This is a genomic window from Stenotrophomonas koreensis (assembly GCF_001431525.1).
Taxonomy (GTDB): Bacteria; Pseudomonadota; Gammaproteobacteria; order Xanthomonadales; family Xanthomonadaceae; genus Stenotrophomonas; species Stenotrophomonas koreensis.
The window spans coordinates 25,796-39,014 of the sequence record NZ_LDJH01000011.1; the positions used below are offsets into that span (position 1 = coordinate 25,796).

General features: G+C 67.1%; 17 protein-coding genes. 12 read left to right on the forward strand and 5 right to left on the reverse strand.

Annotated features, from left to right (window positions below):
- Nucleotides 1–6: 6 nt before the first annotated feature.
- Nucleotides 7–588: a DUF1190 domain-containing protein gene (locus ABB25_RS06335; RefSeq protein ID WP_057665078.1), complete on the reverse strand. Its 582-nt coding sequence runs from the start codon at nucleotides 586–588 to the stop codon at nucleotides 7–9.
- 152 nt (nucleotides 589–740) lie between these two features.
- Between ABB25_RS06335 and ilvD the strand changes: the two genes are divergently transcribed.
- Together ilvD and ABB25_RS06345 are read left to right on the forward strand one after the other, a co-directional pair.
- Nucleotides 741–2,591, forward strand: coding sequence for a dihydroxy-acid dehydratase (gene ilvD, locus ABB25_RS06340; RefSeq protein ID WP_057665079.1), 1,851 nt, complete (start codon nucleotides 741–743; stop codon nucleotides 2,589–2,591).
- Between the two features lie 238 nt (nucleotides 2,592–2,829).
- Nucleotides 2,830–3,282, forward strand: coding sequence for a 5' nucleotidase, NT5C type (locus tag ABB25_RS06345; RefSeq protein ID WP_057665081.1), 453 nt, complete (start codon nucleotides 2,830–2,832; stop codon nucleotides 3,280–3,282).
- Nucleotides 3,283–3,437: 155 nt separating this feature from the next.
- Here the strand turns inward: ABB25_RS06345 and ABB25_RS14535 are convergent, their stop codons facing one another.
- Complete coding sequence (locus tag ABB25_RS14535) at nucleotides 3,438–3,938, reverse strand: hypothetical protein (protein WP_152981067.1); 501 nt, start codon at nucleotides 3,936–3,938, stop codon at nucleotides 3,438–3,440.
- Between ABB25_RS14535 and ABB25_RS06355 the strand changes: the two genes are divergently transcribed.
- The 9 genes from ABB25_RS06355 (at nucleotide 3,922) to ABB25_RS06395 (ending at nucleotide 10,565) form a co-directional block, all read left to right on the forward strand.
- Complete coding sequence (locus ABB25_RS06355; RefSeq protein ID WP_057665085.1) at nucleotides 3,922–4,476, forward strand: DUF924 family protein; 555 nt, start codon at nucleotides 3,922–3,924, stop codon at nucleotides 4,474–4,476. The two genes, ABB25_RS14535 and ABB25_RS06355, sit on opposite strands and share 17 nt — an antisense overlap.
- A gap of 228 nt (nucleotides 4,477–4,704) precedes the next feature.
- Nucleotides 4,705–5,052: a hypothetical protein gene (locus ABB25_RS06360; protein ID WP_152981068.1), complete on the forward strand. Its 348-nt coding sequence runs from the start codon at nucleotides 4,705–4,707 to the stop codon at nucleotides 5,050–5,052.
- Between the two features lie 64 nt (nucleotides 5,053–5,116).
- On the forward strand, nucleotides 5,117–5,431 hold the full coding sequence (locus ABB25_RS06365) for a hypothetical protein (protein ID WP_057665088.1): 315 nt from the start codon (nucleotides 5,117–5,119) through the stop codon (nucleotides 5,429–5,431).
- A gap of 79 nt (nucleotides 5,432–5,510) precedes the next feature.
- A complete protein-coding gene (locus ABB25_RS06370) occupies nucleotides 5,511–5,816 on the forward strand; it encodes a putative quinol monooxygenase (RefSeq protein ID WP_057665090.1) in 306 nt (101 codons plus the stop codon).
- A gap of 183 nt (nucleotides 5,817–5,999) precedes the next feature.
- Nucleotides 6,000–6,899: an extracellular catalytic domain type 1 short-chain-length polyhydroxyalkanoate depolymerase gene (locus ABB25_RS06375; protein WP_083488142.1), complete on the forward strand. Its 900-nt coding sequence runs from the start codon at nucleotides 6,000–6,002 to the stop codon at nucleotides 6,897–6,899.
- A 231-nt stretch (nucleotides 6,900–7,130) separates the two neighbouring features.
- Nucleotides 7,131–8,879 (forward strand): gamma-glutamyltransferase, encoded by a 1,749-nt coding sequence (gene ggt / locus ABB25_RS06380; RefSeq protein WP_057665095.1) that lies wholly within the window; start codon nucleotides 7,131–7,133, stop codon nucleotides 8,877–8,879.
- 81 nt (nucleotides 8,880–8,960) lie between these two features.
- On the forward strand, nucleotides 8,961–9,458 hold the full coding sequence (locus tag ABB25_RS06385) for a hypothetical protein (RefSeq protein ID WP_152981069.1): 498 nt from the start codon (nucleotides 8,961–8,963) through the stop codon (nucleotides 9,456–9,458).
- 21 nt (nucleotides 9,459–9,479) lie between these two features.
- On the forward strand, nucleotides 9,480–9,917 hold the full coding sequence (locus tag ABB25_RS06390) for a GFA family protein (protein ID WP_211259292.1): 438 nt from the start codon (nucleotides 9,480–9,482) through the stop codon (nucleotides 9,915–9,917).
- A gap of 72 nt (nucleotides 9,918–9,989) precedes the next feature.
- A complete protein-coding gene (locus tag ABB25_RS06395) occupies nucleotides 9,990–10,565 on the forward strand; it encodes an HdeD family acid-resistance protein (RefSeq protein WP_057665099.1) in 576 nt (191 codons plus the stop codon).
- Nucleotides 10,566–10,618: 53 nt separating this feature from the next.
- Here the strand turns inward: ABB25_RS06395 and ABB25_RS06400 are convergent, their stop codons facing one another.
- Genes ABB25_RS06400 through ABB25_RS06410 form a run of 3 tightly spaced genes read right to left on the reverse strand, consistent with a single transcriptional unit; the run spans nucleotide 10,619 to nucleotide 12,350 of the window.
- The gene (locus ABB25_RS06400) at nucleotides 10,619–11,035 is read right to left on the reverse strand and encodes a DUF6691 family protein (RefSeq protein WP_057665101.1); all 417 of its coding nucleotides are present in this window, start codon (nucleotides 11,033–11,035) and stop codon (nucleotides 10,619–10,621) included.
- A complete protein-coding gene (locus tag ABB25_RS06405; RefSeq protein WP_057665103.1) occupies nucleotides 11,035–11,460 on the reverse strand; it encodes a YeeE/YedE family protein in 426 nt (141 codons plus the stop codon). The genes ABB25_RS06400 and ABB25_RS06405 overlap by 1 nt, the downstream gene beginning before the upstream one ends.
- The gene (locus tag ABB25_RS06410; RefSeq protein WP_057665106.1) at nucleotides 11,457–12,350 is read right to left on the reverse strand and encodes an MBL fold metallo-hydrolase; all 894 of its coding nucleotides are present in this window, start codon (nucleotides 12,348–12,350) and stop codon (nucleotides 11,457–11,459) included. The genes ABB25_RS06405 and ABB25_RS06410 overlap by 4 nt, the downstream gene beginning before the upstream one ends.
- Before the next feature lie 109 nt (nucleotides 12,351–12,459).
- Between ABB25_RS06410 and ABB25_RS06415 the strand changes: the two genes are divergently transcribed.
- On the forward strand, nucleotides 12,460–13,215 hold the full coding sequence (locus ABB25_RS06415; RefSeq protein WP_057665108.1) for a sulfite exporter TauE/SafE family protein: 756 nt from the start codon (nucleotides 12,460–12,462) through the stop codon (nucleotides 13,213–13,215).
- The last annotated feature ends 4 nt before the right edge of the window (nucleotides 13,216–13,219 follow it).

The following is a 13,219-nucleotide window of genomic DNA, read 5'->3' on the forward strand; positions in this document are numbered from 1 at the left end:
GGGCGATCAACCACCGAAGCTGCTGGAGGAATTGCTGCGGCTGCGTGCAGTGGAGCCGAAGCCACCACGGCTGACCGTGGGCGCGGCATTGGGCTGCAGGCCGGTCGGGGCCAGGCCGGCCTTGCCAGTGCCGATGCGGCTGGCGGTGTTCAGGCCACCGGTGGAAGACGGGGCGGCCGGCTTGGCCCAGCCCTTGTTCTTGTCCTGGTAGGCCGGGGCCGACTGCGGCGGCTGCTGGGCCAGGCCACGGTTGCCGCCATTGAGCATCTGGCCCATGAAGAAGCCCATCATCATCGGGCCGATGAACGAGGTGCCGGCGGTGGTGCGCTGTTCCACGCACTGCTCGGCCGGGTAGTCGGCCGCGCACTGTTCCTTGGACGCGTACTGCGGGGCGGCATCGGCCGACTGCGCGGCGGCGGCGGCAAACGCGGTGCGGCAGGCGGACGGATCGCCGGTGGCTTCGCTGCAGGCTTCCACCGAGGTGTACAGGCCTTCCTGCACCTGCACTTCCGGCTCGGAGGAGCAGGCAGTCAGCAGCAGCGGCACGGTACTCATCAGCAACAGGGCAGTGGTCTTGGAGCGCTTCATCGCAGGTCCTTGTCTTGGATGTCCGCCCCATTTTGCCCGATCTGCCCGGCACACACCTGAAAGCGGTGGCACGCTCCGGCCGCTGTGGTTACAGACGCAACTTCAACCGGTGCGGCAGAATCGGGCCATCCCCCGCCTCACAGCCACTCGCCATGCCTGCCTACCGCTCCAAGACCTCCACCGCCGGCCGCAACATGGCCGGTGCCCGCGCCCTGTGGCGTGCCACCGGCATGAAAGATGGCGACTTCCACAAGCCGATCATCGCCATCGCCAACTCCTTCACCCAGTTCGTGCCAGGGCATGTGCACCTGAAGGACATGGGCCAGCTGGTGGCGCGGCAGATCGAGGCCGTGGGCGGGGTGGCCAAGGAGTTCAACACCATCGCGGTGGATGACGGCATCGCGATGGGCCACGACGGCATGCTGTATTCGCTGCCCAGCCGCGAAATCATCGCCGACAGCGTGGAGTACATGGTCAATGCGCACTGCGCCGATGCACTGGTGTGCATTTCCAACTGCGACAAGATCACCCCGGGCATGCTGATGGCTGCGCTGCGCTTGAACATCCCGGTGGTGTTCGTGTCCGGCGGGCCGATGGAAGCGGGCAAGACCAGGCTGGCCGGCAGCGATGCCGTACACAAGCTGGACCTGATCGATGCAATGGTGGCTGCCGCCAATGACAGCATCAGCGATGAGCAGGTGGCCACGATCGAACGCAGCGCCTGCCCCACCTGCGGCTCGTGCAGCGGCATGTTCACCGCCAACTCGATGAACTGCCTGACCGAAGCGCTGGGCCTCTCCTTGCCCGGCAACGGCACCGTGCTGGCCACCCATAGCGATCGGGAAGCGCTGTTCAAGCGCGCCGGCAGCCTGATCGTGGAGCTGTGCCACCGCTGGTACGGCGCCGAGGATGCCACCGCCCTGCCGCGCAACATCGCCACCTTCGAAACGTTCGAGAACGCGATGACCCTGGACATCGCGATGGGCGGCTCGACCAACACCATCCTGCACCTGCTCGCCGCGGCGCAGGAGGCCGAAGTGGCCTTCGACCAGCGCGACATCGACCGCCTGAGCCGGCGCGTGCCGCAGCTGTGCAAGGTCGCGCCCAACACCCAGAAGTACCACATCGAGGACGTGCACCGTGCCGGCGGCATCCTCGCCATCCTCGGCGAGCTGGCCCGTGGCGGCCTGCTGCACACCGAGGTGCCGACCGTGCACTGCAGGACCCTGGGAGAAGCGATCGCCCGCTGGGACATCACGCAGACCCAGGATGAGGCGGTGCACACCTTCTACAAGGCCGGCCCGGCCGGCATCCCGACACAAACCGCCTTCAGCCAGTCCACCCGCTGGCCGACGCTGGATACCGATCGTGCCGAGGGCTGCATCCGCGATGTTGCCCATGCCTTCTCCAGCGAGGGCGGGCTGGCCGTGCTGTACGGCAACCTCGCCGCCGATGGCTGCGTGGTCAAGACGGCGGGCGTGGACGAATCGATCCACGTCTTCGAAGGCCGCGCCCGTGTCTACGAAAGCCAGGACGCGGCGGTGGCCGGCATCCTCGGCAATGAAGTGCAGGCCGGCGAGGTGGTGGTGATCCGCTACGAAGGCCCCAAGGGCGGCCCGGGCATGCAGGAAATGCTCTACCCCACCAGCTACCTGAAATCCAAGGGCCTGGGCAAGGCCTGCGCCCTGCTCACCGACGGCCGTTTTTCCGGCGGCACCTCGGGCCTGAGCATCGGCCACTGCTCACCGGAAGCGGCGGCCGGCGGCACCATCGGTCTGGTCCGCGATGGCGATGCCATCCGCATCGACATCCCGCAGCGTGGCATCCACCTGCTGGTCAGCGATGAGGAGCTGGCCATCCGCCGCGCCGAACAGCAGGCAAAGGGCTGGAAGCCGGCCGCCCCGCGCCCGCGCAAGGTCAGCAGCGCGCTGAAGGCCTATGCACTGCTCGCCACCAGCGCCGACAAGGGCGCGGTGCGCAATCTGGCGCTGCTGGGCGACTGAGCCACAGGCGCTGGCTGTTGATCACTTCCTGCACCTGCCCGCAAGCGGGTGCAGGGGCGGCTGAACAGCATCACTGTGCGACAGTGCGCCAGCCCATCCCATTGTCCTGCTCACGCTGAGCCGTACTGCTGCCGCTGGGCTATTGCACCTCTCGCCACGCCCCCCGAGCGGCGTCTCAGCCTGTGCGCGTCAGCGCTGGCACGATAGGCTCATCACGACAGTCCACAGGGGAAAGCGAATGGGGAAGAAAACGCTGTATATCGACATGGACAACGTGCTGGTGGATTTTCCCAGCGCCTTTGGCCACCTCGGCGAAGAGGTACACGCCGCCTATGCCGACCGTCTGGATGAAGTGCCCGGCATCTTCGCACTGATGCAGCCACTGCCGGGCGCGGTGGACGCCTTCCACGAGCTCAGCGGGCTGTTTGATACCTACATCCTGTCCACCGCGCCGTGGGAAAACGGCAGTGCCTGGTCGGACAAGCTGGCCTGGGTGAAACTGCACCTGGGCGTGCCGGCCTACAAGCGGCTGATCCTGTCCCACCACAAGCACCTCAACCACGGCGACTTCCTGGTCGATGACCGCACCAGGAATGGCGTGGACCGCTTCCGGGGTCAGCACATCCACTTCGGCACGGACGCCTTCCCGGATTGGAAGGCGGTACTGGAACACCTCAGGCCCCTGGCCTGATCCTGTGCCGCACCAGTACTGCGGCATGCAAAGGTAAACAGCGGCACGACTGTCCTCCTGGGTCCAGGATCCACACGAGATGCCACGCCACCTCTGCCATGACCAGACCTGCGTCTATGCCGTGAATCGGCACCAACTGACGCGACATCGCCGCATCAATCATCCCTCCGGCTTGAGTGTGCATACGTCTCGGCAACAGATTCCCACCACCTGGATGGTCGTGCCGCCCACCGAGCATGCCAGCCTGTCATGACCACCCAACTGCTTTCAGGACAAACATGCCACTGGGAGAAATCGCCGGGGACGCACTGGGAGGAATGGCCCGCATTGCCGGGCGCCTTCTTTTTGAGCTCTTCGTTGAATGCATGATCCGTGGTGCCGGCTACCTGCTTGTGCGGACCCTCCGGATAAAGGCCGGGCCGGATGACACGATATGCGTGGTTGCAGGCCTGCTTTTCTGGACCGGGATCGGCATTGGCAGCTACGTTGTCTACCGGGCCGTATCGACCTGACAGGACTGTCAGGCCGTTTTCACCGGCCACGCCGGTGCCACAGCGGGCATTTGCCAAGTCCACCCCGCCAAACAGCCCGACCGCCAGCAACATCCGCCCCATGACTTGACCCAAGCAGCCGACCGCCATGCCCTCATCGATCACATCGCCCGAGCAGTTCCTTGATTACTGGTTCAACGTGCTGGAGCCCTCGCAGTGGTGGACCAAGGACGACGCCCTGGACAGGGCATTGCGCGATCGCTTCCTGTCGACTCTGGAAGCGGCGGCCCGTTGCGAGCTGTATGGCTGGCGCACTGATGCGCAGGGGCGGCTGGCCGAGATCATCGTGCTCGACCAGCTGTCGCGGAACCTGTACCGCAATGACCCACGCGCCTATGCGCAGGACCCGCTGGCCCTGGGTCTGGCCCAGGAAGCGATTGCGCTGGGCCACGACCAGCAATTGAACCCGGTACAGCGCCGCTTCCTGTACATGCCGTACATGCACAGCGAGTCGGCCCGGATCCATGTGGTGGCCGAGAAACTGTTCGGCGCACTGGACCTGCCCGAGGTCCAGGATTACGAGCTCCGGCACAAGCTCATCATTGACCGCTTCGGCCGCTATCCCCACCGCAACCAGGTGTTGAACCGGCCCTCGACGCCGGAAGAGCTTGCGTTCCTGAAGACACCGGGCTCTTCCTTCTGAGCCAGCCGGGTGATGCGACCGGGCGCGGTGTCGGCGTGCCAGCTCGGCGGCCGGCATGCGTTGTGATGACACAACCAGTGCGATCGTCGGGTCTGGCCAGTGGCGTTTGCGTCCTGCATGCTTGGCAGGCATTGACGCCTGCCGACCGGTGCAGGGATGGACAGGCTGGGCAATGCCGGCGACAGAATCCGCCGGCGTCAGTCAGGCACGGACCACAAGGAGCGTACGGTGTTGATCAAGGCCACCCAGTCCCTTCTCGCCAGCCTGGTGTTGCTGGCTGCTTCAGCCGCCCAGGCCGCGGAGCCGATCCGCATCGACGGCACGACCGACGAGAGCGCCCGGCAGAGCTTTGCGCAGATGATCGCGGCCGCCAGCCCGGAGCAGGTGATGGCAGTGCAGATGGCGGTGTTCGCCATTGCGCTGGACGGCGTCGGCAGTGCCCATGAAGTCGTTGCACGGCCGGAGTTGCAGAATCCCTCGATTGGTTTGATCAAGGATCGCGTGCACGGCATGAGCGCCGATGAGTTCATCGCACTGGCGCAGAAAAGCAGCGTCCAGCTGCCCATCGAACCGTAATGCCTGCCCCTTCACCGAGGCTGACGCCGGCGGCGGCGTGGCTTGACACGGGCTGCCAACGCCAATGAATGCCTTGCTTGCGATCATCCAGTTGCTGCTGGTGCCCCTGCTGCTGGCCGTCGCGCTGGGCGTGCGTTTTGCCGGCAGCTCCAGGCCACTGAACAACGTCGACTACGCGCGTGTCCAGGATCCTGCCGCCCTGCACCGCTGGGCAGGCAACCGCTTGCTGCTGCTTCCCGCCGGCTTCCTGCTGTCAGGCGTTGCATCACTGCAAAAACCGGGTATATCGCCAGTGCTTTTCGGCCTGATGCTGGTGGCAAGCCTGTGCATTGCTGTCTGGCTTGCCCTGGGCGCGGAAAAGTTCAACAGTGCTACCTGAGTACTGAGCCAGGCCGAGGCTGGCGTGCAGGCTGGACTGGTGCAGGGATCAGACAGCCGAAGAAGCTTCCGGAGCGTCCATGAGCAACACCATCGTCATCATCCGCTATCGCGCATTGCCGGAGCATGTGGACACTGCCCGGCAGGAAATCACGGCCCTGGTGGCCTGCGTCCTCGCATCCGAACCCGATTGCAGCGGCATCACCCTGCTCCAGGATTCAGCGGACCCGACCGGGTTCACCCTGATCGAGACCTGGCCCAGCCGGGAGATCTTCCTCGGCCCACACATGCAACAACCCCATATCCAGTCCTTCATCCAGGCTGCTGACCGCTTTCTTGCCGGGCCGCCCGATATTTCCTTCTGGCACCCGGTCACGGCGGCCTGAAAACTCCCGGGCAGCCGGGTCCCGGCAACCGGATCGGTGCCGGCATCGACCGTTGCCACACACCAGCGCCATCACCCCGAAGGCTTGTCCTGTCTGTCAGCCGGCATGGATGCGATGTACGGTTGCCGCTGCATTAGCCTCACCCTTTCAGGTCACTGACAACCGCCGCACCGGGAGGCGCCGATGCAAGGCCGGCAACTGAGCGTTTTGCTGTTGATCATCGTGTTGCTGCTCAGCTGCCTGCCGGCGGCTGCCCGGGAACCGCCGCTGACGGCAGTGGCAACCAGCGCCGCCCCCCTGTGGCCGGGGACGACGGTGCATACCCTGCAGGTCAACGGGGTGGAGCGCGCCTACCGGCTGCATCTGCCGCCGGCAGCAAGACGCAGCGGCCCGCTGCCGCTGGTGTTGAATTTCCACGGCCTGGGTTCATCGGCCGGCCGGCAGGAAACCATCAGCGGTTTTTCGCCGCTGGCTGACCGCCACGGTTTCGCGGTCGTCTACCCGCAGGCGCTGCCCAATCAGCGCGGCCACCCGCACTGGAACACCCGGCGCTCGGAAGACCAGCAGGCAGACCTGGATTTCGTGCGCGCCCTGCTGGCAGAACTGCAGCTGCGTTACCCGATTGACCGCCAGCGGATCTATGCCACCGGGCTGTCCAACGGGGGCGGCATGGCCAACCTGCTGGCCGGGGAAATGGCCGACAGCTTCGCCGCCGTGGCAACCGTGGCCGGTGCCTACTACGACTTTGCGGACTATCGACCCGCACGCCCGATCCCGATCCTGGCCTTCCACGGCTCGGCCGACCGCATCGTGCCGTATGCCGGCCGCGGGCAATTGCCGGCAATCCGGCGCTGGGCCGCGTTGTGGGCGCAGCACAACCACTGCGGCCCGGTGCCGGCAACGGTGCAGCAGGGAGCAATCCGTGTTGAACGCTGGTCCGGTGCGGCCGAGGTGATCCTGTACACCCTGGAAGGCCATGGTCATGCCTGGCCTGGCATGACCAGACCCGGGGCGATCGCCGCCGGGCCAGTGGATGCCAGCGCGCGCATCTGGGCGTTCTTTGCCCGGCACCGCCTGCCCTGAGCGCCACACCGGACCTGGGTGCAGTGACCACCCGGGCAGCAGACATCCGCACGGGCGCTGCAGCCACCTCGTGGCCGGGCTTGCCCATCAACGGCAGCAACCGCGCCGCGCCCCTGCCACCGCGCTTCTCCCGTCCGGCCGGCACAGTCGGCCAGCCGTGACCTTCCGCACCTGCCGCAGGCAGGCGGCGGGCCGCTATGCTCGGTGCACAATTTGCCGCTGGAGTCCCCGATGCGCCGCCTGCCCTCCTCCTGCCGCCACCTGCGCCCGCTGCTGCTGGCCGGGGCCCTGCTCTGTGCCGTGCTGCCGGCAGCCGCCGCCGACCGTATCAGCGGCCAGGCTTTTGCCACCCGTTCGGAAGTGATTGCACCGCAGGCGATGGCCGCCACCTCGCACCCGCTGGCCACCCAGATCGCGCTGGATATGCTCAAGGCCGGCGGCAGTGCGATGGATGCGGCCATTGCCGCCAATGCCGCGCTCGGGCTGATGGAGCCGACCGGCAACGGCATCGGCGGTGACCTGTTTGCCATCGTCTGGGACCCGAAGACGCAGAAGCTGCATGGCTACAACGGCTCCGGGCGCTCACCGCGGGCGCTGACGGTGGAGGAGTTCCACCGCCGTGGCCTGAGCGAGATACCGGCACATGGCCCGTTGCCGGTATCGGTGCCGGGCACCGTGGATGCGTGGTTTGCGCTGCACGAACGTTTCGGCAAGCGGCCGATGGCCGACAACCTGGCCCCGACGATTGCCTATGCCCGCAACGGCCACCCGGTGCACGAGGTGATTGCCCATTACTGGGAACGCTCGGTGCCGCGGCTGTCGCCCTACCCGGGCTTTGTCGAGCAGTTCACCATCGATGGCCGCGCCCCGCGCAAGGGGCAGATGTGGCGCAACCCGAACCTGGCCAACACCCTGGAGGCGATTGCCCGCGGTGGCCGTGATGCGTTCTACAAGGGCGATATCGCGCGCACCATGGATGCGTATTTCCGCCGCCATGACGGCTTCCTGCGCTACGAGGACCTGGCCAGCCACCAGGGCGAGTGGGTCGAGCCGGTAAGCAGCAATTACCGCGGCCATGACGTCTGGGAGCTGCCGCCCAACAGCCAGGGCATTGCCGCGCTGCAGATCCTCAACATCCTGGAAGGCTACGATTTTTCGAAGATCCCGTTCGGCTCGGCCGAGCATGTGCACCTGTTCACCGAGGCCAAGAAGATTGCCTTTGCCGACCGCGCCCGCTTCTATGCCGACCCGGCGTTCTCGCCGGCGCCGGTGGCGCAGCTGATCTCCAAGGGCTACGCCGCCGCCCGCCGTGCCGGGATCGACCCGCAGCGCGCCGCGCGCGTGGTGCAGCCGGCCACCCCGGCGCAGCTGGAGGAAGGCGACACCATCTACCTGACCACCGCCGATGCCGACGGCATGATGGTCTCGCTGATCCAGTCCAACTACCGCGGCATGGGCAGCGGCATGGCCCCCGATGGCCTGGGCTTCATCCTGCAGGACCGTGGCGAGATGTTCGTGCTGCCGCCGCCGGGGCAGACCTCCGACCACCCCAATGCCTACGCGCCGGGCAAGCGCCCGTTCCAGACCATCATCCCGGCCTTCATCACCAAGGACGGCAAGCCGTGGGTGAGCTTCGGCGTGATGGGCGGGGCGATGCAGCCGCAGGGCCATGCGCAGATTGTGATGAACCTGATCGATTTCGGCATGAACCTGCAGGAAGCCGGCGATGCGCCGCGCATCCAGCACGAGCGCTCGACCGAGCCGACCGGCCAGGCCACGGCGATGAGCGATGGCGGCGAGATCAACCTGGAAACCGGCTTTCCGTATGCCACCGTGCGGGCGCTGATGCAGATGGGCCACAAGGTGACGTTTGCCGACGGCCCGTATGGCGGCTACCAGGCCATCATGCGTGACCACGAACAGGGCGTGTACATCGGCGCCTCGGAAAGCCGCAAGGACGGCCAGGCGGCCGGTTACTGAGCGGGCCAGTGATGCCCGGTCCCCTGCCCCGTCAGGCACACCAGGCACCCGGCAACGGGCGCGCCCGCAACGGTAGCAACCATGCCGTCTGATGCGGTGTGGTGGCTGTGGCTGATCCCCGCAGGCGTGCTGCTGGCCCTGCTGGCGCGGGTGATCGTCCTGCGCCAGCAGGCCGGGCACTGGAAGATCGCCGCGTTTGACGTCTGCCGCGACCTGCTCGCCGGCAGCCTGCTGTACGGCCTGCTCGCCCCGCCAGTGGGCCTGTGTGTGGTGCTGCTGGTATCGATGCTGGCGCACGGTGAATTCCACCCCGCCGCTCTGCTGATGGGCGCACTGCTGTCCTGGGTCGGCGGCCTGCTGCCCGCCCTGGCCTGCGGTGCACTGGCCGGGATCGCCCGGCCATGGCTGCCGCGCTGGCCGGGCACGCTGGCCTGTGTGCTGCTGGGCGCTGCGCTGGGGGCAGTCTGGTTTATCGGCCTGGGCTGGTCGTCGGGCAGCCTGCGCAGCAGCGTGGTGCCGGCACTGTCTGGCGCCATCGGTGCGCTGGCCGTATCGCTGTACCACCTGCGCCACAATTGAGGCCCTATCCGCATAAGGGGCATGGCCATGCAGCAGGTACAGGGCATCACACAGGTGGGCGGGATCTGCATACAGCCGTTGCACCGGGCCAGCTGCCACTGCGGCCGCGTGCAGCTGGAACTGCGACTGCCTGACGGCCTGATCGACCCGCGCCGTTGCGACTGCTCCTACTGCCGGCGCCGCGGCACCATCGTCGCCTCGATGGCGCTGGCCGATCTGCGCATCCTGCGCGGGCACGCGGACCTGCGCCTGTACCGGTTCAACACCGGCACCGCCAGGCATTATTTCTGCGGCCATTGCGGCATCCACACCCATCACCAGCGCCGCTCCAACCCGCAGCAGTACGCCATCAATGTCGGTTGCCTGGAAGGGATTGACCCGTTCGCGCTGGAACCGGTGCCGGTGCGCGACGGTATCCACCATCCGGCCGACACCTCACCCCCTGCCCGGCCGCGCTGAGCCAGCGCGCGGCTCACCGCAGCCGGTGGCGGCCACGGCTATGCTTGGCCCTCCACACACCAGGGGGTTGCCATGTCGCTGCTGTTCTCACCGTTTGTCAGCTTGCTGGCCCGCAGCTGGTGGCTGTTGTTGCTGCGCGGGCTGGTGGCCATCGCGTTCGGGCTGGTGGCCTTCTTCTTCCCCGGGCAGACCATTGCCGCGGTGGCGCTGCTGTTTGGCGCCTATGTGCTGGCCGATGGCCTGATCGGCATTGCCAATGCACTGGGCCGCAGCCAGCGCAGCACCGGCACACGCTGGCTGCTGGCGCTGTGGGGCGTGCTCGGGGTCGCGGTCGGGGTGCTGACCTTCATCGAGCCGATGCGCACGGCGATGGTGCTGATCGTGCTGATGGCGCTGTGGGCGGTGCTGATCGGGGTGGTCCAGCTGCTGGCCGCCTGGCACCTGCGCCAGGTCATGCCGGGGGAATGGCTGCTGGCCGTGCTGGGGCTGCTGTCACTGGCGCTGGGGCTGACCCTGGCGTTCTCGCCGGGAGCCGGTGCGGTGGCGATGCTGTGGTTGATCGCGCTGTATGCGCTGGTGGCCGGGGTCCTGATGGTGCTGCTGGCGTTCAAGCTGCGCCGGATCAACCGGCGCCTGCACACGTTGTGAAACGGCCGTGCCGGCCACCACGGACAGCTGCCCGTGATGGCCGGCTAAGTGGCTCAACGCCCGGCGAGCAGGCGGCGGGTGAGCACACCGCTGACCAGCATCACCGGCACGAACACCAGTGCGGTGTCCACCAGCGCGCCGGCCGAGACCAGCGCCGGGCCCGGGCAGTAGCCGGCCAGGCCCCAGCCGATGCCGAACAGGCCGGCACCGATCACCAGGCGGGCATCGATGTCCTTGCGGGTCGGCAGCTGGAACTTGTCCTCCAGCAACGGCGCCGGACGGCGCAGCACCAGGCGGAAGGCAAGCATGGTGGTGCCGACCGCACCGCCGAGCACGAACATCAGCGCCGGGTTGAAGTCACCGAACAGGTCCAGGAAGCCCAGCACCACGGCCGGGTCGGTCATGCCGGAAATGGCCAGACCCAGGCCAAACAACACGCCCGACAACAGGGCAGCAAGAATCCGTGCCATTACGCACCTCCCAGGACATGACGGACGACAAACACGGTGGCGATCGCGGTGGCCATGAAGGCCAGCACCGCCACCAGCGAACGTGCGGACATCCGGCCCAGGCCGCAGACGCCATGGCCCGAGGTACAGCCATTGCCCAGCGCGGTGCCGATGCCGACCAGCAGGCCGGCGCCAACCAGCATCGGGGTGGAGACGGGCGCTGCCGGCGCCTGGCCCTGCCAGGCCAGCACGGCCACACCGGCACCGACCATGCCGGCGATGAAGGCCAGCTTCCAGGCCCATTCCCCCAGGCGCGAACGCTCGAACAGGCTGAAGGCAATGCCACTGATGCCGGCGATACGGCCATTGAGCAGCAGCAGCACCACCGCCGACAGCCCGATCAACACGCCGCCGGCCAGGGCCTGCAGCCATGGATGCAGGTTCATTGTTCACCTCCCATCACATTGAGCGGCAAGCGCAGGTAAGCGATGCCATTGGCGTCAGCGGCCGGCAGCCGGCCACCGCGGATATTGACCTGCAGCGAGGGCAGCAGCAGCTTCGGTACCGGCAGGTGCGCATCGCGGGTCTGGCGCAGCTGCACATACTCCTGGCGTGAACGGCCGCCACCGACATGCACATTGGCGCTGGCCTGTTCGGCCACCCGGGTCAGTGGATCCTCATGCCGGCCCTCGGGCGGGTAGTCGTGGCACAGGAACAGCCGGGTGCTGGCCGGCAGGCCGAGCAGGCGCTGGATCGAGTCATACAGCCGGCCGGCATCGCCGCCGGGGAAATCGGCGCGGGCGCTGCCGGTATCCGGTGCGAACAGGGTGTCGCCGATGAAGGCGGCATCGCCAATCACGTAGCTCAGGCTGTCATCGGTGTGCCCCGGGGTGGCGATCACCCGCGCCGGCAGCTGGCCGACCTGGAAGGTGTCGCCATCGTTGAACAGGCGGTCGAACTGGCGGCCATCGGCGATGAACTCATCGCCCAGGCCGAACAGCGCCTTGAACCGCTCCTGCACCGCGACGATGCCGGCACCGATGGCCACTGGTGCGCCATAGCGGTCGTGCAGGTAGCCGGCGCTGGACAGGTGGTCGGCATGGGCGTGGGTTTCCAGGATCCACTGCACCGTCAGCTGCTGGTCGGCAATGAAGTCGATCACCGCCTGTACCGAGGTATAGCCGGTACGTCCGGAGGCCGGATCGAAATCCATCACCGGGTCGATGATCGCGGCATGCCCACCGCGCTGGTCATACACCACATGGGTGAAGGTGTTGGTGGGCGCGTGGAAGAAGCTCTCCACCTGCGGGCTGGGCAAAGCGGCAACGGTCGTCATGGAACACCTCGTTGGCGTTGTAGTTCAGTTGTTGCTAAATTTAGCTCAGTCAGAATGATTACACCACCACGCAGGTCGCGTGATGTTCATCTTCGCGGGAGCGACAACTATGCACTGGATCATCCTGGGCGCTGCAATCATCGGCCTGAGCCTGGGCCTGCTCGGTTCGGGGGGGTCGATCCTGACCGTGCCGATCCTGACCTACCTGCTGGGCATGCCGGAAAAGACCGCGGTGGCCAGCTCGCTGGCGATCGTCGGCGGCATCAGCCTGATCGGTGCACTGCCGCTGCTGCGACGTGGTCTGGTCGATGGCCGCGCCCTGCTCGCCTTCGGCCCGCCGAGCATGCTCGGCACGGTGGCCGGTGCCTGGCTGGCACAACGGCTGCCTGAAGGCAGCCAGCTGCTGATCTTCGCCCCGGTGATGCTGGTGGCGGCCTGGCGGATGGCCAGCGGCGGCGCCGCCAGCGTGCAGGGCCCGCGCAAGAGCGCCTGGGCCATTGCCCTGGCCGGGATCGGGGTCGGCCTGCTGACCGGCCTGGTCGGCATCGGTGGCGGCTTTTTGATCGTGCCGGCGCTGGTGCTGCTGCTGGGCCTGCCGATGCCACGCGCGGTGGCCACCAGCCTGCTGCTGATCGTGCTCAACAGTGCGGTCGGCTTTGGCAAATATTTAATGGCCGATAGTGGCCAATTGCAGCTGGATGCGACCGTGATCGGCCTGTTCATCGCCATCGGCGGCGCCGCTTCGATGCTCGGCGGGCGGCTCGGCACCCGCGTGCCGCAGGCGCTGTTGCGGCGTATCTTCGCCGTGGTGCTGGTGCTGGTCGCGGTGTCGATCCTGCTGAGCAAGTTTGTTTCCTTCGCCTGATAGA

Coding starts and splice junctions, on each gene's coding strand:
- ABB25_RS06365 (WP_057665088.1), top strand. CDS start 5,117: ATGAATGCCTTGCTTGCGATCATCCAGTTGCTGCTGGTGCCCCTGCTG.
- ABB25_RS06400 (WP_057665101.1), bottom strand. CDS start 11,035: ATGGCACGGATTCTTGCTGCCCTGTTGTCGGGCGTGTTGTTTGGCCTG.
- ABB25_RS06390 (WP_211259292.1), top strand. CDS start 9,480: ATGGCCATGCAGCAGGTACAGGGCATCACACAGGTGGGCGGGATCTGC.
- ABB25_RS06385 (WP_152981069.1), top strand. CDS start 8,961: ATGCCGTCTGATGCGGTGTGGTGGCTGTGGCTGATCCCCGCAGGCGTG.
- ABB25_RS06355 (WP_057665085.1), top strand. CDS start 3,922: ATGCCCTCATCGATCACATCGCCCGAGCAGTTCCTTGATTACTGGTTC.
- ABB25_RS06395 (WP_057665099.1), top strand. CDS start 9,990: ATGTCGCTGCTGTTCTCACCGTTTGTCAGCTTGCTGGCCCGCAGCTGG.
- ggt (WP_057665095.1), top strand. CDS start 7,131: ATGCGCCGCCTGCCCTCCTCCTGCCGCCACCTGCGCCCGCTGCTGCTG.
- ABB25_RS06370 (WP_057665090.1), top strand. CDS start 5,511: ATGAGCAACACCATCGTCATCATCCGCTATCGCGCATTGCCGGAGCAT.
- ilvD (WP_057665079.1), top strand. CDS start 741: ATGCCTGCCTACCGCTCCAAGACCTCCACCGCCGGCCGCAACATGGCC.
- ABB25_RS06415 (WP_057665108.1), top strand. CDS start 12,460: ATGCACTGGATCATCCTGGGCGCTGCAATCATCGGCCTGAGCCTGGGC.
- ABB25_RS06410 (WP_057665106.1), bottom strand. CDS start 12,350: ATGACGACCGTTGCCGCTTTGCCCAGCCCGCAGGTGGAGAGCTTCTTC.
- ABB25_RS06375 (WP_083488142.1), top strand. CDS start 6,000: ATGCAAGGCCGGCAACTGAGCGTTTTGCTGTTGATCATCGTGTTGCTG.
- ABB25_RS06405 (WP_057665103.1), bottom strand. CDS start 11,460: ATGAACCTGCATCCATGGCTGCAGGCCCTGGCCGGCGGCGTGTTGATC.
- ABB25_RS06335 (WP_057665078.1), bottom strand. CDS start 588: ATGAAGCGCTCCAAGACCACTGCCCTGTTGCTGATGAGTACCGTGCCG.
- ABB25_RS06345 (WP_057665081.1), top strand. CDS start 2,830: ATGGGGAAGAAAACGCTGTATATCGACATGGACAACGTGCTGGTGGAT.